The organism is uncultured Mailhella sp. (genome assembly GCF_944324995.1).
Taxonomy (GTDB): domain Bacteria; phylum Desulfobacterota; class Desulfovibrionia; order Desulfovibrionales; family Desulfovibrionaceae; genus Mailhella.
This window is the reverse complement of record NZ_CALUYL010000018.1, coordinates 1-20,220: the sequence shown is the minus strand read 5'-3', so window position 1 is coordinate 20,220 and position 20,220 is coordinate 1. Positions and strand designations below refer to the sequence as shown.

The following is a 20,220-nucleotide window of genomic DNA, read 5'->3' as shown; positions in this document are numbered from 1 at the left end:
GGCGGTCACGACGGCGTGAGCATCTCCCGATTCTGTCGCGGCCGCGTTGTGGAGGGAGTCCGGCGGAAGAGAGCGCTGCCCTCTGTCCGCCGGAACAGGGGAGAGTACGTGTTAGAGATCGTGAACGGCGTGCATGGCGGAACTTACGGCCGCAAGCACTCTGCCTGCCTTCACGCAGTCGCCCGCGGCGGAGTAGGGGATGCCAGCGGCGTCGAGTTCGTCGCAGAGCTTTTTGTCGGCTCTGGAGCCGAGGGCGATGACCACGGTGTCGAACGGACCGAGATCGACCGTTGACCCGTCCGCGCGGGAGGCGGAAATGCTGTTGCCTTCAAAGGCCTGCACCTTGTGCCCGGTAAACACGGAAACGTTGAGCGCTGCCAGACGTTTTTTCATGAAGTCCTGCATGACGGGGTGAATGCCCTGCGCAATGTCGTCCGCCATTTCCACGATGCTGACGCTGCGTCCCGTGCGGGCGATGTATTCGGCCGTTTCCGCGCCCACGAGCCCGCCGCCGATGACGGCCACCCGGGCTCCGGTGTCGTCGAGATGACCGTCGAGCACTTCATCGGCGGAAAGATGCGGCACGTTTTCCAGTCCCCTGAAGGGAATGGAGAGGGGAAGGCTGCCGGTGGCGACGATGACTCTGTCGGCGTTGAAGCTGCGGATGAAGTCTGCGTCCACGGGGCAGTTCAGGCGAATCTCGACGCCGACGTTTTCCAGTCGATGGAACATGTTGAACAGGTAGATGGCCAGATCGGTCTTGAACGGCGGCAGTGAGGCGAGGAAGAACTGTCCGCCCAGGCGGAAGCGCTTTTCGCACAGGGTGACGCGGTGTCCGCGGCGGGCGGCGTACCATGCGGCCTCCATGCCGGCGGGGCCGCCGCCGACAATGAGCACGCGAAGAGACGTTTTTGCTTTTTCGTCCGAACGGAATTCGCCCTCGAAGCCCATGAAGGGGTTCACGGCGCAGAGCGTGTCGAGGCCCACGCCGGTGCGCATGGCGCAGCCGTCGTTGCAGCCGAGGCAGTTGCGCACGGCGTTGAACTTGCCTTCGGCGCACAGCCTGGGCAGTTCGGGATCGGCAATGAGGGCGCGTCCCATGGCCACGAAGTCGGCAATGCCGCTCTGAATGATTTCTTCGGCCTGAAACACGGTCTTGATGCGCCCGGCAAGAATGAGGGGAAAGTCCGGCCCCACGGCCTGACGCACGGCAATGGCGCGCGCTCTGTTGATGATGTAGCCCTCGCTCGCCGGAGGAATGACGGTATGATGCGTGGCGTAGTTGCCGGACACGATGTGGATGGCGTCGATGTCGCCCGTGGCGGCAAAGAGCGCCGCTGCCGCTGCGCCGTCCTGCAGCGGCAGACCGCCGGGCAGGCTTTCTTCCACGCTCATGCGGAAGGTCACGGTGAAATCTCTGCCCACGGCCGCGCGCACGGCCCGTATGACTTCAAGACTGAGTCTTGCGCGGTTTTCCAGCGAACCGCCGTATTCGTCCTGTCGCTTGTTGGTGTAGGGCGAGAGAAACTGCGTGAGCAGATAGCCGTGAGCGCCGTGAATTTCCACGGCGTCGAACCCGGCCTCTCTGGCGCGCCGGGCGGCTGCGCCGAACTGTCCGACGATGACGGCGATTTCTTCCTTCGTCAGCACGTGAACGGGTTCTTCCGAATAGGCGACGGGGCAGTCGGAAGGGGCCACCACGGGCAGTCCGCTGATGGAGCTCCAGGTTTCCCGGCCCGCGTGATGAATCTGAACGGAAATTTTGCCGCCCTGAGCGTGGACGGCGTCGGTGAGACGCCTGAGGCCGGGAATCTTGTTGTCGTCGTCAATGCCCACGCCGTGTTCAAAGCCCTTGCCCTGAGGGGTGACGTAGGTGGCTTCCAGCGTGTAGAGGCCCACGCCGCCGCGGGCTCTTTCGGAGGCGTATGCGATGAGACGGTCGGTGACGAGGCCTTCTTCCGAGGCAAAGCGGGTCACCATGGGGGGGCAGATGATGCGGTTGCGCAGTTCCACGTTGCCGAGGCGCGCAGGTTCAAGACATTTCATGATGCTCTCTCCGTTGGACGGATAAAGGATGAGCGGCGTCGGCAGGGATGCCCTGTTCCGCTCCGAGGGGAAAACGTGATTACTTGCCTTCGCCGGCGGCGCGGATTTCTTCGGCCAGGGCGGCGATGTCTTCAGGGAAGCTCTTGACGGCGGATTTGGAAGCTTCGATCCAGCGGGCCTTTTCTTCGGGACTCAGGCGGGTGATCGTGACGCCGAAATCCTTTTCCATGGTTTCAAGCACCTGGGCGTTGCGTTCCTTATAGATGTTGATGACGTGCTGACGGTAGGCTTCCAGCGCCTTCGTGAACATTTCCCGGTCGGCTCTGGAAAGGCCGTCCCACCACTCGGAGCTCGTGTAGGCCATGTACAGCACGGGCAGATGGTCGGAGAGAAGCAGGTTCTTGGCCACATCGACGATTCTCTGATTGACGAAGGCGTGCCATTCAAAGTCCACGGAGTCGATGACGCCCTGCTGCATGGCGGTAAGCACTTCCGAGGCAGCCATGGGCGTGGGAATGAAGCCGAGCGATTCCATGGCCGCAATGTGATATTTGGAGGAAGAGGTTCTGTCCTTGAGGCCGCGCGCGTCTTCCAGCTTGAGAATGGGCTTGTTGGAGAGAATGCCGCGGTAGGTGGCCAGAACGACGTTGAGAGGCTTGATGCCCTTCTTTTCGGCGAAGGTCCAGAGGCGTTCCACGGCCTTGGAATGGAAGGCCCTGTTCAGCTTTTCCTCGTCCGGCAGCAGATAGGGCACGTCAAAGGCGGAGAACTGAGGGATAAACTGACTGATATTGTTTACGGCATCGACAACGATCTGAATGCTGCCGAACTGGACTCCCTGAAAGGCCGTATCGGAAGCTCCGAGTGATGCTGCCGGGTAGATTTCCACCACATATTTTCCCTTGGATTCCTTTTCCACGAACGGTTTGAAGGCGTCCTTCATGCCTGCGAGAATGGGATCGCCTTCCGGGTTGCCGGTCCAGACCTTGATTTTTTTGGGAGCGGCCATGCCGTCGGTCACGAAGGCGGTGCCGGCAAGACTCAGAGCAAGGGCCAGGGCAAGGGAAGCAAGACGAATTTTCATGGTTGTACTCCGTAGCATGAAACAGGATTACAAGAGGCACAGACTGAGGAACGGAACATAGGCCAGGATGAAGTTTGCCGCTATGATGGCTCCGATGAAGGGCAGAATGGCCTTGGTGAGTATGGCGATGTTCAGTCCGCTGATGCTGCATCCGATGAACAGATTGACGCCGACGGGAGGCGTGAGGCCGCCGAGGCACATGGAGACGATGAAGGCGATGCCGAAATGCACGGGATCGATGCCGTAGCTCGTTACTATGGGAACCAGAAGCGGGGCAAAGATGAGAATGATGGCGGACACTTCCACGAACATGCCGAGAATGAAAAGCATGATCAGCAGCACGGCCGTCAGCACGTAGGGACTCGTGGTGAGGGACTGTACCCAGTGCAGAAGGGAATCCTGAATATTGGCCAGCATCATGATGTTGCCGAGCGCGTTGGCGGTGACAAGAACCAGCATGATGAGGCCGAGCGTGGTGGCGGAATCCACCATGATTTTGCGGAAGACGGCCATGGTCATGGACTTGCGGATGAATTTTTCCACAATGAAGGAATAGACCACGGCCACGACGCCGGCTTCGGTAGGCGTGGTGATGCCGCCGTAGATGCCGCCGAGAATGATGACCGGCACGCCGAGAGCCCATTTTGCTTCGCGGAAGCTCGCCCAGCGTTCCCTGGCGCTGGCCTTGGGGAGCACGTTGCCGTAGTGGTTTTTGGCGCAGATGAAGCCTGCCGTGACCATGAGCATGAGAGCGACGAAGCAGCCGGGAATGATGCCGGCAAGAAACATGTTGGAAACGGATACCCCGCCGAAGGCGCCGTACAGAATCATGGGAATGCTGGGCGGAATGATGATGCCGAGGGCTCCGGAAGAGGCGTTGACGGCCGTGGCGAAGGATTTCGGATATCCTTCCTTTTCCATGGCGGGAATCATGGTGGCGCCGACGGCGGCGGTGGTGGCCACGGCGGAGCCGCAGAGCGCGCCGTAGAACAGGCAGGTGACGATGGTGATGTAGGCCATGCCGGCCTTTCTGTGACCGAGCATGCTTCGGCAGAAGTTCAGCAGCGTGTCGGCAAGGGTTCCGCGCGCCATGATGTCGCCGGAGAGCAGAAAGAAGGGAATGGCCAGAAGGGGGAAGGAGTCGAAGTTGTTGAAAAGCTTCTGAGTGAAGAACATCATGGATTCGTCGGCCCACCACAGCGCCCCGACGACGCCGATGCCGAGGGATACGCCGATGGGAACGCCGATGACCAGCAGTCCCACGATGATCGTGAACATGAGCGTCAGTTCATTCATGCCTGTTCCCCCGCGCCGTCCGGAACAGTTCCGGAAAGAAGTTCATAAATGTTTTTGAAGCACTGCAGCGTTGTAAGAAAGGCGCTGAAGGGAATGCATGCCCATACCACCCATATGGGAAGAGGAAGGGAGACGGCCATCTGTTCGATTCGCCATACCTTCATGGTCATGGAGATTCCTTCATAAACAATAAAGATGAAAAATCCCGCGCATATTGCCTGAGAAAGGACTTCAAATACTTTTTTCATGAAAGGCGGCATGTATAAAAGAACGATGTCCACGCGAAGGTGCGCCTGGCGCTTCATGCCCATGGATACTCCGAGGTAGGAGAGCGCCAGAAAAAGAAAACGTCCGACTTCTTCGGCCCAGGGCAGGGAAAAACTGAATATATATCGTGTGATGACCTGCGCGAAGATGACAATGCACATCATGGAGAACGTCAGGATGATCAGTGCGCTCGTCATGCGGTCAATGCCTTTGAACAGGGGTTTCAGCATGCCTCCTCCGATCGTCAGAATATTTTGAAAATCTTACCGTGCGCATGTGGCCGATCCCGAAAGACCGGCCACATGGGAAGTTAGTTCAGTCCGAACAGGCGTTCGGCGTTTTCATGCAGAATCTTGGGAAGAACGATGGGATTGTATCCCTGCGCCAGGAACTTGGGCAGCGCCTGCGTGTAGTCGGCATAGGGATAGGCCGAGGCGTAGCACATCTTGTCGCCGATGCAGGTGTTCACGGCCTCGACCAGCAGATCGGCGCCGGGGAGATGGCGGTAGATGGAGCTTTCAAAGTACAGGTTTTCGTGACGCCAGACGATGGCGATGAGTTCCTGCGTGAAGGGGAATCCGGCGTGGGAGAGCAGCACCTTGAGGTCGGGCAGGTCTGCGCAGATATGATCCACGGGAAGCGGGCTGCCCCATTCCAGATAGGAGCCGCAGCGGATGGGCAGGGGGCCGATGGTGATGATGACCGGAACGTTCAGTTCGGCGCACTTTTCATAGATGGGGTAGAAGCGCTTGTCGTCGGCGGTGGTTTTCAGGGAGAAGGGATCCACGGAAACGCCCTTGAGGCCGAGATCCTTGACGGCGTGTTCAATGTCGTCCTTCACGTGTGCGTTCAGCGGATCGGCACCGGCAACGCCGATGAAGACGGGATACTTGGCGACGAGGTCGGCGATGTATTCATTGGAAACATAGGCTCCGCCGGTGGAGCGCATGTCGCGTCCGGAACAGACCGCGCCGGTGATGCCCATTTTTTTGAAATACTTCATGGTCACGTCAAGCGGTTCAGGCTTGAGCGGACGGGTCTGGGTAATCCAGAAGTTGGCGGGTTCGGGGTTGATGTAGCATTCAAATTCAGGGGTCAGGGGACGGAAGCGGCAGTCGATGATGGCCATGAGAAAGCTCCTTTTGAAGGATGAAAAATGGTTTTGAGGACGTGTTTGAGGATTCGCCGGCGGGCGGGCCCGCGGCGTTGCCGATGCAAGGGATGGAAAGGGAAGGGGATTACTGCATGATGATGCCCATGGCGTACCAGAACGGAATCTGAATGAGACCGAACAGCAGGGTGAACCAGGCGATTTTCATGAGATGCAGTTTGATGAAGTCCTTCATGGTCATGAGTCCGAAGCCGAACATGATGAGATAGGCGGGCACTTCATGAGGAAGAAAGACGAAGTCGGTGGAGTAGATGATGGTCAGAAGGGAGGGCAGCGGATTCATGCCGAGCTGCAGCGAGAGGCTGGCGAAGGGTGCGGGGAGCACGGCCATCATGGCGCCGGGGGAGAGAATGAGGTTGACGAGGGTGCTGAGGAAAAGCATGAGGAACAGGAAGCAGTTCACGCCGATGCCGGAAATGTTTTCGGCGATTTTTCCGGCAAGCAGCTGCGTGAAGCCCAGTTTGGTTCCCACTATGCCTATGCCGAGGCAGGCGGCCACGAAGAATATGACGCCGAGGTTGATCTGGTTGATGCTTTTTCGCGTGCCTATGTTGATGCCGGGAACAAAGCAGAGCCAGGGCAGGGTCATGAAGGAGTAGTTTGCCGAAATGCCGTGCAGAGGTTCGGTGCTGATCCATATCATCAGAATTGCAAGAAGAACGGCGGCCTTCTTTTCCGCGGGAGACATGGGGCCGAGATTTCTGTATTCCTCCTCAAAGTACTGCTTTCCTCCGGGCAGAACGAAGGTGTGGCTTTTATAAATCTTCGTCAGCAGCCAGATGAAGGATATTGCCATGAGCACGGAAGGGCTGTTGTAGAGCATCTGATCGAGGAAGGAGACGGAAAAGCCGGGGTCGATGGTTTTGACCTGCGTGACCATCATGGACATGGTGGACGGACGATAGGCAAAGAGCTTGACGTTGAGTCCGGCTATGCCGCCGACCATCATGATGAGAAGGGACTCCTTGGATTTGCCGAAGCCCATGGCCCGGCATATGCCGTAGGCCAGCGAGATGAGAAGAAGGTAATGGCCGCAGAAGGTGATGATGCCGAGAATGAGGCCGACGAGATACAGGGCATAAAGCGTTCTGTTGTAGGTGCCGCCGCAGGTTTTGATGATCCAGTACGCGATGCGCTTGAGAATGCCGCATTCGTCAAGGGCGTTGGTGAGCACGAAGGCGCCGAGAATCATCCAGAAGGTGTCGGTGGTAAACGGCGCATAGGCCGTCTGGATGGGAACGACATGGAAAATATAGTAGGCGACGGGAAGCAGCACGGATGGGATGATGACATCCATGAGGTCAAAAGCAACGATGCTGATGACGCATATGCTTAGCATGAGATAGGCGCGTATTTCCGGCGTGAACGTCTCGGAAACCGGAATAAGCATGATGGCAATACTTGTGAGTATGGTAACCAGCCATCCGATAATTTTTCCTTTTTCCATGGTTACGGACATACTATTCCCTTTTTTCGGAGTGGTTTTTTTCGGTGCGTTCCGCGTGAACGGCAGGGGGAAGGGCGTTCCCCCTGCGGCACGGAGGATCGGCGTATTCAGGAAAGGGTTATATTGAACAGTTCTGCGGCATTTTTATAGAGCAGTTTGGGAAGTACGCTTTCCTTGAACATGGATTTGAAGATGGCAAGGCTTTCTCCGATGGGCATGAGCGGGTAGGCGGAACCGAACAGAAAGCGATCCTGAAGCCAGGTGTTGGCTGCGGCAACGTAATCCTGCGCGCCGGAGTTGTTCATGAGGTACATGTCGGGGCACAGCCAGATGTTTTCCTGCCAGAAGCAGACGCCGATCACGGCCTGCACCCAGGGCCATCCGCCGTGGGAGACCATGAAGCGGGCGTTGGGGAAGTCTGCGGCTATGCGGCTGATGATTTCGGGATTGCTGTAGGAAACGTCGGGGCCGGCGCGGCCGCCGAGCATGAGAATGACGGGAATCTTGTGCGCCTGGCACATTTCGTAGATGGGATAGAGTCTGCGATCGTTGGCGTAGCGGGGAACGGGGCATGCGCCGGGTTCCATGGAAACGGCCTTGAGCGGTCCGTTGATCACGTATTTTTCCACATCGGCCATGGCCTGCGGCACGTCGGCGCAGTTCAGGCCTGCGGCGCCGAGAATGCGTCCCTTGTAATGGGCGGTCATGTCCACGAGATCGTCGTTGGGAATATTATAGCGGAAATGGCCGTTACGACCGGTCGCGAGTCCGCAGGTGATGCCGGCTTCGTCCATTTCCTTGAGCATGAGCTCTTCGGAAACCTGCTGAACGGATTCCGGGGAGGTCAGGCCGAATTTGGCGCTGAGAGCCTTGTTGCCGGCGGGGGAGAACTGCTGTTTGAAGCCTTTGAACGGAGGACGGAGTCTGACGTCGATAATCATGGTTTCCTCGATGGTTGGGGTAGGACGGAACAATCGGATGCAGTTTCAGGCTACAGCGGCCATGCGGCCTGGAATCCCTGACGCACTGCGGTGATGACCTTGCTCGGACGAACGCAGTCGCCTGCCGCCGTGAAGGGAATGCCGGCTTCGGCAAGCTGCTGCTGAAGAAGGTTGCGGGAACGGTAGCCGAAGGCCATGACCAGCGAGTCGAACTCGTCCAGCGAGCGTTCGGTGCGCAGAGGGCCGCGCACGCGCACATGGAGGCCGGAGACTTCCAGCACTTCGGTGTTGAGCAGCGCATGCACGTCGAGTTCCTTCAGGCGGGCCATCATGAATATGCGGGTGCGCTTTTCCATGTCGGGAGCAAGGGTGTCCCGCAGTTCCAGAATCGTGACCTTCTTGCCCTGTTCCGCCAGCATTTCCGCGGTTTCGCAGCCGACAAGGCCGCCGCCGAGGATAAGCACGTTCTGCCCCGTCTCCCGTCCCAGAAGCACTTCCTGGGCGGTGACGGCTCCGGTGTTTCTGCAGAATCCGGGCACGACGGGCTCGCTGCCCGTGGCGACGACGGTCATGTCGGGATTGAGAGCGCGGATCATGTCCACGTCGGCTTCCGTGCCGAGCCGCACCTCCATGCCGGACTGCCGCACGGCGTGTTCCATGTAGCGGCGCAGCTTTTCAAAGGCTTCCTTGTGGGGCGGCCGGCAAGCCACATGGAGGAGACCGCCGAGGGTCTTTTCGCGTTCAATCAGCGTGACGTGATGTCCTTTTTCCCTGGCGGTGAGAGCGGCCTGAATGCCGGCGGGGCCTGCGCCGATCACGACTATGCGCTTCGGGGTGTTCGTTTTAATGTGGGGGAATCTCGCCTCCTGACCGGCTCTGGGATTCACGGCGCAGGTCACGTTTCCGAAGGGAATGCCTACGCATCCCTCGTTGCAGGAGAGGCATGGAGCCACATCGTCCAGTCTGCCGGCCTGACTTTTGACGGGCAGGTACGGATCGGCGATGAGCGGACGCCCCATGACGATGATGTCGGCCTTGCCTGCGGTCAGGATGGATTCGGCCAGCGCCGCATTGTGAATGCGACCGGCCACGGCCACGGGCACGCGCGCTTCCACGGCCTTGCGCACGGCGGCGGCGCGATCGGCGTTGAATCCTTCGGGAAGCACGGCCGGAGGAATGGTGTAGCGGTTGGTTTCGCAGGCGCCCACGCTGATGTTCAGCGCGTCGATGCCGTTGTCCACAAAGGCCTGGGCGATGGGCAGGGAGGTTTGCAGGGTCAGACCGGTGCCGTTGAATTCATCCACGCTGAGGCGCACGGTGAGGGGGAAGTCTTTGCCTACGGCCTCGCGGCAGGCGCTGAGCACTTCCAGGGGGAAACGAAGACGGTTTTCCGTGCTGCCGCCGTACTCATCCTCGCGGAGATTGGTAAAGGGCGAGAGAAACTGATTGAGAAGATAGCCGTGGGCGCCGTGAAGTTCGACAAGGTCGAATCCGGCCTTTTTGGCGCGGAGCGCCGCTTCGGCATAGCGTTTCACAAGATCGGCAATGTCTTCTCGCGTAAGGACGCGCGCGCCTTCATAAGGAGTGACTCCGGGAATGTAGGAAACAAGCTTGATGGGGCCGCCGTTGGTCAGCGGATTGGAGGTTCTTCCTCCGTGCTGGAGCTGGAGTCCCACTTTGCCGCCGCAGGCATGGATGGCGTTGGCGAGCCTGGTGAGCCCCGGAAGCATTTCGTCCGTGTCCGCGCCGAGTCCGAACTTGTAGCTGTCGCCCTGACGTTCCACATAGGTGGCTTCGATCATGATGAGACCAACGCCGCCACGGGCTCGTTCCGCATAATAGCGGATCATCTGATCGGTGACTTCCCCGTTGCTGGCCGCGTACTGCGTGACCATGGAAGACATGACGATGCGGTTTTTCAGGGTAAGCGCATTAATGGTGACGGGAGAAAAAAGCATATTGTATTCCATATCGCCCTCTGAGGTGAAGCTTGATGTCGGAAACGGCCTTTATCGAGCAAAGAACAGCCGTCGGATACAATAATGCAATATTTGTGCCAAAATGGAACGAAAGATAAAAATAAATATATTCAATAAGTTGAGAAAAATATGCTCAAAATGCGAGACGATGGAATTTTTGGACAAAATAGGATATTTTTATTCAAAATTCGCGACGCCGTTCAGCTGATTTTTTTGTGAAGCAGTACAAAACATCAGCAACATGAAGCAAAAAGGAAAGCTGCTTTATGATAATTATTTGAAATAAAACAAGAATAAATGCCGTTGTTCAATTGTTTAAAAACGTCCAATCTATTCAGGCGTCAATGAGGGGGAATTATGTCGGACAGCACTGCCATGCTTGCCAATCGGGAAAAAATTTTCGAGGAATGGAGGAAGTTCCAGAACGGCGAAGAGGTGGATCACACCATTGTTCGTGATTTCGTCTATCGCTCGTGGCTGCGCTGCCGTGCTCTTCATGTGGATCCGTACCATGTGATGTATCGGAAGCTTCCGCCGGAACAGATCGCCGCGGAGCTGGAGCGCAACTCCATGCTTCTGGAAAGTTCAAAGGCCGTCATGGAGCAGATGTTTTCGCTCATTGCCGACTCGCACAGTCTTATATCTCTGGCCTCGCGCGACGGCGTGATTCTGCACACGCTTCCGGGGAGCGGCATAGTCAGCACGCGAGGCACGTTGTCCAGGGAAGAGTACATAGGCACCGTGGGACTGGCCACCTGCCTTGAGGAACAAAAGCAGCTGGAAATTTTTGCTGCGGAGCATTATTGCACGGAAAATCATAACTTTGTCTGCTCCGCGGCTCCCATTCGGGACAAGAAGCAGAATGTCATAGGCGTGCTCGGCGTCACCTCGCCCTGCGAGACGTTTCATCTTCATACAAGCGGCATGCTCGGGGCTGCCGTCTATGCCATCATGGAGCAGCTTGCGCTGCGGGAAGTGCTGGGGGAATACAAAGCGCTCCTGGAACTTATGGATGAAGGCGTCATTACGCTGGACGCCGGCGGCTCCATCCTGTTCATCAATGCCAAGGCCATGACGATGCTGCACCTGCAAAAGAATGCCGTCGGGCGGAACATTGCCGAAGTCATACGTTTCGGTCAGGCGGTCAGACCCCTGCTGGAGGAGAGAAAGGCCTTTCATGACGTCGATACCACGCTGATGCTGGAACATGCCGCACAATCGATTCCCTGCGTGCTTTCCGCGGCGGTGAACGATTCGACGGGCGGCATGATTCTGACATTGCGTGAAACTGCCCGCATGAGGGAATTCGCCACGCGCCTGGTCGGCGCCAAGGCCATGTTTACCTTTGACGACATTCTCGGCAGGTCTGCGGCGATTTCTGAAGTGCTGAACAACGCCAGAAGAATAGCCGGATCGGATACGACGGTATTGCTTCTCGGAGAAAGCGGAACGGGCAAGGAACTTTTTGCACAGTCATTGCACAATGCCAGTCCGCGCAGGGGGATGCCCTTTGTGGTGGTCAACTGTGGAGCGCTGCCGAGGGAGCTCATTCAGAGCGAGCTTTTCGGCTATACGGAAGGATCGTTCACCGGGGCCAGTCGTCAGGGGAAACCGGGCAAGTTTGAGCTGGCGGACGGAGGAACCATTTTTCTGGACGAAATAGGAGAAATGCCGCTGGATGTTCAGGTCAATCTGCTGCGACTGCTTCAGAATCGTGAAGTCGTCCGCATCGGCGGTCAGCGAACCCGGCGCGTCAATATCCGCATCATAGCGGCTACCAACAAGAATCTTTATAACGCCGTTCAGAGCAAGACGTTTCGGGAAGACCTGTATTACCGGCTCAACGTTTTTCCTCTGCACATTCCGCCGCTGAGGGAGCGGCAGGGCGACGTCGCGCTGCTGGCCCGGCATTTCATGGAGAAGTTTTCCCGTCAGTCGGGAAAGACGCTGCGGGGGATTTCCAGAAGCGCTCTTGATGCCCTTCAGCGCTATTCCTGGCCCGGAAACATCCGCGAGCTGGAAAACGTTATGGAACGGGCCGTATATATGGCATCCGGCACGGAAGTGACGCTGAAGGAACTGCCGGAGGTCATTGCCGGACGCGAAGCGACGCATATGCAGAAAAGCGCTGAAGAGCGTCCGTGCGACAGAGGGGAAAAAGACGCCCTGGAAGCCGCGCTGCGGGCCAGCCGCGGCCGCATTGCCGACGCTCTGAAACTATTGAACATGAATCGCAGCACGTTTTATTACCGATTGAAGCGATACGGCATACGGCCTGCGGACTTTCGTCACGATCTGCGGATGTCCAAGTGGGAAAACGCCGCCGAAACCAATCCGTTGCTCGGTCTGCGCGCGGAAGAGATGGAGGCACTGGCAGGACTGGCCCGTGAGCTTTGCCGCAACCGGGAAGGCTCTTAGCGGGGCCCGACCGGGAGAGACGAGGTTTGCTTCCGTTTCGGCATGTTTTTCTGGAATGAGCTGAGCCTGGATCATGGCCTCTGGGACGCGATGTGCAGGGAAGGGGCGTCGGAAGGGACAGGTCTCGATGTGATGTTTTTCGACGGCCTCTTCCGAAGATGCTGGCAAGCCGGAGTAGAGACGCAGGCATGCTCATGCAAAAAGACGCCTCGCCGTACTGCCGGGGCGTCTTGTGCGCGTATTTCTGCCGCTGTTTTGCCGGGGATCGGAAGATTCTTCATCCGAAGATTGGAAATACGGTTGAAAAAAGAAAAGGGGTTATAAGCTCATTACTTATAACCCCTTGAAATATCTGGAGCGGGCAACGGGATTTGAACCCGCAACGTTCAGCTTGGGAAGCTGACACTCTACCGTTGAGTTATGCCCGCATACGAAAAAAGGCTTACTTAAGGTAAGCCTTGATTCATTCGTGGAGCGGGAGACGGGATTTGAACCCGCGACTTCAACCTTGGCAAGGTTGCACTCTACCACTGAGTTACTCCCGCGTGGAGGCGACATCCAGATTCGAACTGGAGATCAAGGTTTTGCAGACCTATGCCTTACCACTTGGCTATGTCGCCACGAAAATTTGTGCTGGAGCGGGAGACGGGATTTGAACCCGCGACTTCAACCTTGGCAAGGTTGCACTCTACCACTGAGTTACTCCCGCGTGGCGTGAAGAAACTTATAGGGGATTCAGGCTGAGGTGTCAACAGGAAAAACGGCCGACAGGGAATTTTTTTGTTTCAGAGCAGGGAAATCCGTCGGAACAATGCCGGACCGTTGCGCTTTTTGTCGGCATTCCAAGAAAGGATGGGCGTTTTTCATGATTTTTCAAGAGGCGATGCCCTGCTCGGGCCGCAGCAAGAGAAGCTCTGCCAGCATTGCATGTGGGCTTCGGAAAGAGCTCTCGGCCCAGGCTCGGTGCGTTTTGCAGGCAGCAGGCCGCGGAAGAGGGCAGGAGCAGCGGGCACACGGGCGGGACGCTCCGATAGGCTCATGGGCGGAGGTGTTCGCGCAGAACCTGCGGGGCGCGGAAGCGACGGAGGCTTTCCGGTTGTTACGCCGTGCCGGAAAAGCGTTTTCTTCCTGCCGCCGGTCGGCTCGTCACGGCAGGCCCCGCGCCCTGAACAGCGGCCCTCTTTCTGCCCCGTCGAAAGCGATCCGCTGCCGCTCAGGTCGTGTTATTCGACTTCTGGCGCGTCATAGCCGAGCAGAGTACCGGCAGGCGCGCACGAATCCTTGCCCGAACGCCTGCAAGACCAGGCGAACGTGGACAGCGCCGTACGGGGCACACACAAATTCTTTCCCTCAATCAAGGTACAACGCGACAGCGCAACGCCGCACGCAGGGCAGGGGCTCGCGGCGTGCTTTCGGCGTGTGGGAGCTTCTCTTCCTCCGGTACGGAGACGACCGAAAGCAGGCGGATCAGGGCTGTGTGAATTGTTTTTCCTCTGTCGGCACGGAGGCGGCGAGTCCATAATGCAGCGCCTTGAACGGATTGCCGTCTTTTCTCTGTCCGCGCGGAAGCGACACACCGCATGGCAAGAACGCACAGCCTTCCAGCCGCCTCTTCTCTACCCGTACGGAGGCGACCGCCTGTCTCCCGTCATCTCCCCACACATTCCCCCACACATCGCCCCGCGCCGTCCCGTTCGAGACAGTGCGCGAAGACACGCGGGCCGTCCCCTCTTTTCGGACGCGTTTTTCGCAATCCGGAGAGCCGTAACCGCGCGCGGGTCTGCCATCGCCGTCTGCGGGCCGTGAAGCGTCTTTGCCGGGCGGCAACGGGCGTTCCGCGGGCGCGCGGTTCCCCTCCTCATCCATTAGCTGATGTTTGCGCAGTTCGATTGTTCCGTGGGCGGCGAAAAAATCCCCCCCAGCGCCGCTGCAGAAGCACGGAGGGCGGCTCTCATCAGCAAGCGCAGCGAATTTTACTCCCGGCGCGTAGAAGCGCAGGGCGGAGAAAAGGAAAGAGCGCCCGCAGGCGCTCTTTTCATGCTTTTCTGATCCTGAGACGGGATCAGTCTTTTTTCTGTTCTTCTTCGTGCTGCTTCTTTTCTTCTTCCTCGCGCAGGGCGCGGCGCAGCACCTTGCCCACCATGGATTTGGGCAGTTCGTCGCGGAATTCAAAGATGCGCGGCACTTTGTAGGACGCCAGCTTGGTGCGGCAGAAGGCGGCCAGCTCGGAAACGGTGATCTTTTCGCCGTCCTTGGGCACGATGTAGGCCTTGAGGGTTTCGCCGCGGGCCTTGTGCGGCACGCAGAGCGACACGGCTTCCTTGATTTTGGGATACTCGTGCAGCACTTCGTCGATTTCGCGGGGGAACACGTTGTAGCCGCCGACAATGGCCATGTCCTTCTTGCGATCGACGATGAAGTAGTAGCCGTCGCTGTCGCGGTAGGCGATGTCGCCGGTGTGCAGCCAGCCGTCGGCGAGGGTGGAGGCGGTTTCTTCGGGCTGATTCCAGTAGCCCTTCATGACCTGCGGACCGCGGATGATGAGTTCGCCGCATTCGTTGTCGCCGAGATCGGTCTTGCCGGTTTCGATATCGACGATGCGGACTTCGGTTTCCGGAATGGGCACGCCGATGGAGCCTATTTTCTGCAGGCCGTACACGGGGTTGGCGATGACCACGGGAGAGGCTTCGGTGAGGCCGAGGCCTTCGGTGATGTTGGCGTGGGTGATGTCCTGGAACTGCTTGAGGCTGGCCTGCGGGAAGGGCGAGGAGCCGGAGATGCACAGCTGAATGCAGGTGAGGTCGTAGTGGGAGATGTCCTTCTGCTGCATGAGGGAGATGTACACGGAAGGCGCGCCCACGAAGAAGGTGGGACGATGCTTCTTGATGAGTTCCAGCACGTCGTGGGGAGAATAGCGCGGTACGGGCATGGTGGAGGCGGCGAGCACGGCGGGGAGCACGATGTTGCCCATGAGTCCGAACACGTGGAAGAAGGGCATGATGCTCAGAAAGCTGTGCGAGGAATTGGAGGCGTCGCAGTGAATGACGGCCAGAAGCTGCTGAATCTGCGCGGAAAGGTTGCCGTGGGTGAGCATGGCGCCCTTGGAAAAGCCCGTGGTGCCGCCGGTGTATTGCAGAAGGGCGAGGGTGTCTTCGGGATGTTCGGGTTCTTCGCTGTAGCGGCGACGGGTTTTGAACATGCTCTTCCACGGAATGACGGACTGGCCGTTGAAGCGCACTTCGGGCAGATGTCCCTGACGTTTGGCCTGAATGGGCTGGAGGAAGTTGAGCGGGAAGGCCAGCGCGTCGGCGATGCGGGAAACGACGCAGGTCTGAACGCCGAGACGTTCGCGCAGGGGTTCTATTTTATTCCAGAAGAGATCGAGGGTGATGAGAAATTTGGGCGTGGCGTCGCTGAAGTGATGGGTCAGTTCCTTTTCCATGTAGAGCGGATTGGTCATGACCACGGTGGCGCCGGCCTTGAGCGCGCCCCAGAAGGCAATGATGGTCTGGGGCAGGTTGGGCAGCATGATGGCCACTCTGTCGCCCGTGTTCAGTCCGTGTTCGCGCAGGGCGGCGGCGAAGGTTTCCGCCTTGTCCCTGAGCTGCCGGTAGTTGAGGGTCAGGTTCTGGAAGATGACGGCCTTGTGGTCGCCGAAACGGTCGGCAGCTTCGTCCAGATAGGACTGGAGGGAACGGGGGACGAGGTTGAGATGCACGGGAGCGCCATCGGCAATGTGGGGCAGCCATGCGGGAGTAGAGGCGTTCATGAAGCGTATCCGGGGTTAGAATGACATTAAACAGGATTATTCTAACGTTGCTTGTCTGTTCTGTCACGCACAAAGTGGGGGCGCTCCCCCCTTGCGGACAAAAAAAGGAGGCCTTTTTGAGGCCTCCTTTGACGGTGTTCAGGGAAGAAACGGATCAGAGTCCGCGGGAAACGGCGGGCACGCACCAGTCGATGCCGAGGGTGCAGGAGCTGAGCTTCAGCGCGGGCGCGCTCTGATGACGCTTGAATTCCGATGCGGCCAGACGGCGCACCACGCCGCGCACCACATCGTCGGAAACGCCGGGAACCACAAGAGTTTCGGGATTCGCGCCGTTTTCCAGAAGTTCGTGGAGAATGGCGTCGAGCACGTCGTAGGGAGGCAGGTTGTCCTCGTCCACCTGACCGGGATGCAGTTCGGCGGAAGGAGCCTTTGTGAAAATATGCTCGGGAATGATGTTTCCGCCGCGCATGTTGTTGTACCAGCGGGCGACTTCGTACACTTCGGTCTTGTACAGATCGCCGATGGGTTCGATGGCGCCCACGGTGTCGCCGTAGAGGGTGCAGTAGCCCGCGGCGTTTTCCGACTTGTTGCCGGTGCCCAGCACGGCGCGTCCGAGGCGGTTGGCAAAGGCCATGAGCAGGGTGCCGCGGATGCGGGGCTGAATGTTGTCGGCCGTGAGATCGTTGTCCACGGCGGGCAGTTCGGCGAAGAGCGGATTGAGCACGGTGTCGAAGGCGTCCATGATGGGCGTGATGCGCGCGGTGCTTGCCTGAATGCCGAGATTTCGGGCCAGCACGTCGGCGTCGCTTTCGCTGTGATCGGTGCTCCAGCGCGAGGGCATGAGCACGGCGAGCACGTTTTCTGCGCCGAGGGCTTCGGTGGCGATGCAGGCCACGAGAGCGGAATCCATGCCGCCGGAGAGGCCGAGCACCACGCCGGTCATGCCGCACTTGCGGACGTAGTCGCGCACGCCGAGCACGGCCGCGCGGAACAGCGCTTCGGCGCGTTCGGGCACGGGCTGAATGGTTTCGGGAGCGGGGCCGTCGTCGAGAGCCACGGCGGAGGCGGTCACGCCTTCCTTGGAGAGATCCACGACCAGCGCGGCTTCCTCAAAGGAAGAGGTGCGGGCCACGACTTCGCCGGAGGCGTCGAGCACGAAGCTTCTGCCGGAATAAATGAGGCTGTCCACCGCGCCGCACTGATGCACGGTGAGCACGGGAAGTTTCCACAGGCTGGCGAGGGCGGAGCAGTGCATTTCGCTTTTTTCCTGCGTTTCCGGCAGGAAGAGCTCGGGAGAAGTGAAGAGCACGGCATCGACCGACGCGGCGGCCTTGGCGCTCTTGAGCAGGCCGAGGGCTTCCTGATGGGCCCAGGCGGGTTCGGTTTCGGGCAGGTAGAGGGCGGGGCCGCCGGGAATGCGTATGACGCCGTTGCTCTGTCTGGCGAGGGCGATGAGGCTGCCCTGCGAGAGCAGCACATAGAGGGGCACTTCCGCGCCGGTGAGGGAAATCAGCATGTCGGGGCCGTCGGCGAGCATGTCGGCGAGTTCGTGGGCGGCATCGCGGCAGCGGCGGTAGAAGCCGCCGATGTGCTTCAGCGGTTCCCACGGCACGCCGGCGAGGGCGTAGGCGGGGGTGACGCACAGCGTGCGTTCGCCCGGAGCGGCGGGATGGGCGGCTGCGGCCTTTCGGGCCATGTCGGCCAGTTTGTGCGCATTGCCGCGGAAGTCGCCGGGAACGGGATTGTGCTGAAGAAGAATAATATGCATGGAGAACCTCGATGGCCGCTCGGCCGGATGTATCTTGAAGCGTTTTTGCAAAGGGTCGCCCGGTGAGGAAGCGTAAGGCGGGGAAAAGACGCCGGAGAAGGCCGTCATGCCGGAGAGAAGCGGCTCCGCAGGGGGTGGAACATGGTTCCTGCCGGGTACAGAACGGCCCGTTTCCGGCACGGAGCGCGGAAACGGGACCATGAATTATTTAGCTAATCGTGCAGCACGTCCTGCATGTTGTACACGCGGCCGGGCTTTTGGGAGACAATCCAGCGCGCGGCGCGAAGCGCGCCGTTGGCGAAGTTTTCGCGGGAATGGGCCTGATGCGTGATTTCTATGCGTTCGCCGGGGCCCATGTAATAGATGGTGTGAACGCCGACCACGTCGCCGCCGCGCAGGGACTGAATGCCGATTTCCGCATGCTTGCGGGGTTCGCGCACGTCGAAGCGGTTGGTGTTGATGTCGGCGCGGCTCAGGCCCTTGGCGGCCAGGAGGGGTTCGGCCAGGAGCAGGGCGGTGCCGCTGGGGGCGTCCTTTTTCTTGTTGTGGTGGATTTCCATCATTTCCACGTCATAGGCGTCGCCGAGCAGGGCGGTGAGGCGGGGAAGGATGTCCATGATGACGTTGATGCCCACGCTCATGTTGGCGGAACGGAAGACGAGACTGCGGGCGGCGAGGGCGTCGAGCTGTGCGAGCTGATCTTCGGAGAAGCCCGTGGTGCCGATGATGATGGGATTGCCGTGCTCCGCGGCGGCGCGAGCCGTGGCCAGGGTGGCCTCGGGAGCCGTGAAGTCTATGACCACCGCGCCGGGACACTGAGGCAGCACCGTGGAAATATCGCTGGAAACCAGCGCGCCGGAAGCCTTGAAGCCTGCGAGCCTGTCCGCGGCTTCCGAACGTTCGAGCACGGCGGCAAGGACAAGATCGTCCGCTTCTTCCACGAGGCGGGCGATGGTGGAACCCATGCGGCCGGCGGCACCCATGACAATGACGGAAAGAGCCATATGATTTCTCCGGTTCTTGGTGGGATGATACGCAGGACTTGAGCATAAAAAAAACTGATGGGGAGCGCAAGTTATGGGGTTTAATTCACATTAAACCCGGAGCATGCGTCGGGGAGGAGCGGACGCGCTGCCGGACGGGGCGAAGTGCGGCGTGTTTTTTGTTGCGGAATCGTGTGTTGCGGAACTTTTGGGGGAGGACGATGCAAAGTTGCGGTCTGCGTCGGGCGATTATGAAACGGAAGAGCGGGGAACGCGCTCGGCGTCTTCTGCGTCGGGGGAGTTTCGGCGTTGTCTTTTCCGGCGGCGGGCGGAACATCCCGGCGGGCGCATCGCGCAGTTTTTGGGGAGGGAAAGAGCAATGGAGCCGGGCTTCGGCCCGGCGCTCGGCAGACGCGGGAGAACGGGGAAGGGGCAGAACTTTACGGCTGAGTGGGGACACTCGTCAGGCGCGGGGATGGGGGAGGGCGTGCCGGACGCGGCGTCGTTCGGGGCGTCGGCGTGGGGCGGACTCTCAGCCGCAAAGGAGAGCGCAAAGGAGAGCGCGAAGGAAAGCGAACGTCGGTCACAGGCTCCGCAGGCAAGGCACGTCAAAGGCTTTCGGATCGGGCAAACGCGCTCCGGTCACACGTTTGCGCCTGCCTTGCGGCGGACAGAAAAAAGGCCCTGCCGGAGAGCCGACAGGGCCTTTTTGATGCGTCAGAGACGGAAATTACGCCTTGCCTTCGGCAATGCTCACGGAGATGCGGGCGATTTCCAGTTCTTCATCGGTGGGAATGACGGCCACCTTCACGCGGGAGCCTTCCTTGCTGATGAAGTGAGGATCGCCGCGGCGCACGTTGTTGAGTTCGGGATCGAGTTCGATGCCGAATTCTTCGAGGTTCTCAAGGATCTTGGCGCGGACGGGCGCGGCGTTTTCACCGATGCCGCCGGCGAAGGCGATGAGATCCACATGACCGAGGGCGGCCATGTACGCGCCGATGTACTTCTTCACGGAGTAGCACTGCGTGTTGAAGGTGAGGATGCAGTCGGG

At 59.2% G+C, this 20,220-nt stretch carries 12 protein-coding genes, 4 tRNA genes and 1 pseudogene; 1 reads left to right on the top strand and 16 read right to left on the bottom strand.

Annotated features, from left to right (window positions below):
* Nucleotides 1-111: 111 nt before the first annotated feature.
* From Q0K02_RS08285 to Q0K02_RS08250, 8 genes are all read right to left on the bottom strand, one after another.
* A complete protein-coding gene (locus tag Q0K02_RS08285) occupies nt 112-2,046 on the bottom strand; it encodes an FAD-dependent oxidoreductase (protein ID WP_294487284.1) in 1,935 nt (644 codons plus the stop codon).
* Between the two features lie 79 nt (nt 2,047-2,125).
* Nucleotides 2,126-3,130: a TRAP transporter substrate-binding protein gene (locus Q0K02_RS08280; RefSeq protein ID WP_294487281.1), complete on the bottom strand. Its 1,005-nt coding sequence runs from the start codon at nt 3,128-3,130 to the stop codon at nt 2,126-2,128.
* Between the two features lie 27 nt (nt 3,131-3,157).
* On the bottom strand, nt 3,158-4,426 hold the full coding sequence (locus Q0K02_RS08275) for a TRAP transporter large permease (protein WP_294487279.1): 1,269 nt from the start codon (nt 4,424-4,426) through the stop codon (nt 3,158-3,160).
* Nucleotides 4,423-4,923 (bottom strand): TRAP transporter small permease, encoded by a 501-nt coding sequence (locus tag Q0K02_RS08270; protein ID WP_294487277.1) that lies wholly within the window; start codon nt 4,921-4,923, stop codon nt 4,423-4,425. The genes Q0K02_RS08275 and Q0K02_RS08270 overlap by 4 nt, the downstream gene beginning before the upstream one ends.
* Nucleotides 4,924-5,003: 80 nt before the next feature.
* Nucleotides 5,004-5,822: an amidohydrolase family protein gene (locus Q0K02_RS08265; protein WP_294487275.1), complete on the bottom strand. Its 819-nt coding sequence runs from the start codon at nt 5,820-5,822 to the stop codon at nt 5,004-5,006.
* Nucleotides 5,823-5,931: 109 nt separating this feature from the next.
* Nucleotides 5,932-7,323, bottom strand: coding sequence for an SLC13 family permease (locus tag Q0K02_RS08260; RefSeq protein WP_294487273.1), 1,392 nt, complete (start codon nt 7,321-7,323; stop codon nt 5,932-5,934).
* Nucleotides 7,324-7,418: 95 nt separating this feature from the next.
* A complete protein-coding gene (locus Q0K02_RS08255) occupies nt 7,419-8,252 on the bottom strand; it encodes an amidohydrolase family protein (protein ID WP_294487272.1) in 834 nt (277 codons plus the stop codon).
* Nucleotides 8,253-8,302: 50 nt separating this feature from the next.
* Nucleotides 8,303-10,222 (bottom strand): FAD-dependent oxidoreductase, encoded by a 1,920-nt coding sequence (locus tag Q0K02_RS08250; protein ID WP_294487267.1) that lies wholly within the window; start codon nt 10,220-10,222, stop codon nt 8,303-8,305.
* Nucleotides 10,223-10,588: 366 nt separating this feature from the next.
* Here Q0K02_RS08250 and Q0K02_RS08245 point away from each other — a divergent pair, with 366 nt between their 5' ends.
* Entirely contained in the window at nt 10,589-12,649 is a 2,061-nt protein-coding gene (locus Q0K02_RS08245; protein ID WP_294487264.1) for a sigma 54-interacting transcriptional regulator, read from the top strand.
* A 353-nt stretch (nt 12,650-13,002) separates the two neighbouring features.
* Here the strand turns inward: Q0K02_RS08245 and Q0K02_RS08240 are convergent.
* The 8 genes and pseudogenes from Q0K02_RS08240 to Q0K02_RS08205 all read right to left on the bottom strand — a co-directional run.
* A tRNA-Gly gene (locus tag Q0K02_RS08240) sits at nt 13,003-13,077 on the bottom strand.
* A gap of 42 nt (nt 13,078-13,119) precedes the next feature.
* Nucleotides 13,120-13,194: transfer RNA gene (locus Q0K02_RS08235), tRNA-Gly, on the bottom strand.
* Between the two features lies 1 nt (nt 13,195).
* Nucleotides 13,196-13,269 (bottom strand) — tRNA-Cys (locus Q0K02_RS08230).
* Between the two features lie 14 nt (nt 13,270-13,283).
* Nucleotides 13,284-13,358: transfer RNA gene (locus Q0K02_RS08225), tRNA-Gly, on the bottom strand.
* 1,353 nt (nt 13,359-14,711) lie between these two features.
* Nucleotides 14,712-16,418: a long-chain fatty acid--CoA ligase gene (locus Q0K02_RS08220; protein ID WP_294487259.1), complete on the bottom strand. Its 1,707-nt coding sequence runs from the start codon at nt 16,416-16,418 to the stop codon at nt 14,712-14,714.
* Nucleotides 16,419-16,572: 154 nt separating this feature from the next.
* Nucleotides 16,573-18,186, bottom strand: coding sequence for an NAD(+) synthase (gene nadE / locus Q0K02_RS08215; protein ID WP_294487256.1), 1,614 nt, complete (start codon nt 18,184-18,186; stop codon nt 16,573-16,575).
* 212 nt (nt 18,187-18,398) lie between these two features.
* Nucleotides 18,399-19,190 (bottom strand): 4-hydroxy-tetrahydrodipicolinate reductase, encoded by a 792-nt coding sequence (gene dapB / locus Q0K02_RS08210; protein ID WP_294487253.1) that lies wholly within the window; start codon nt 19,188-19,190, stop codon nt 18,399-18,401.
* A gap of 709 nt (nt 19,191-19,899) precedes the next feature.
* Nucleotides 19,900-20,220 (bottom strand): annotated as a pseudogene (locus Q0K02_RS08205) (acetate kinase); the annotation flags it as partial.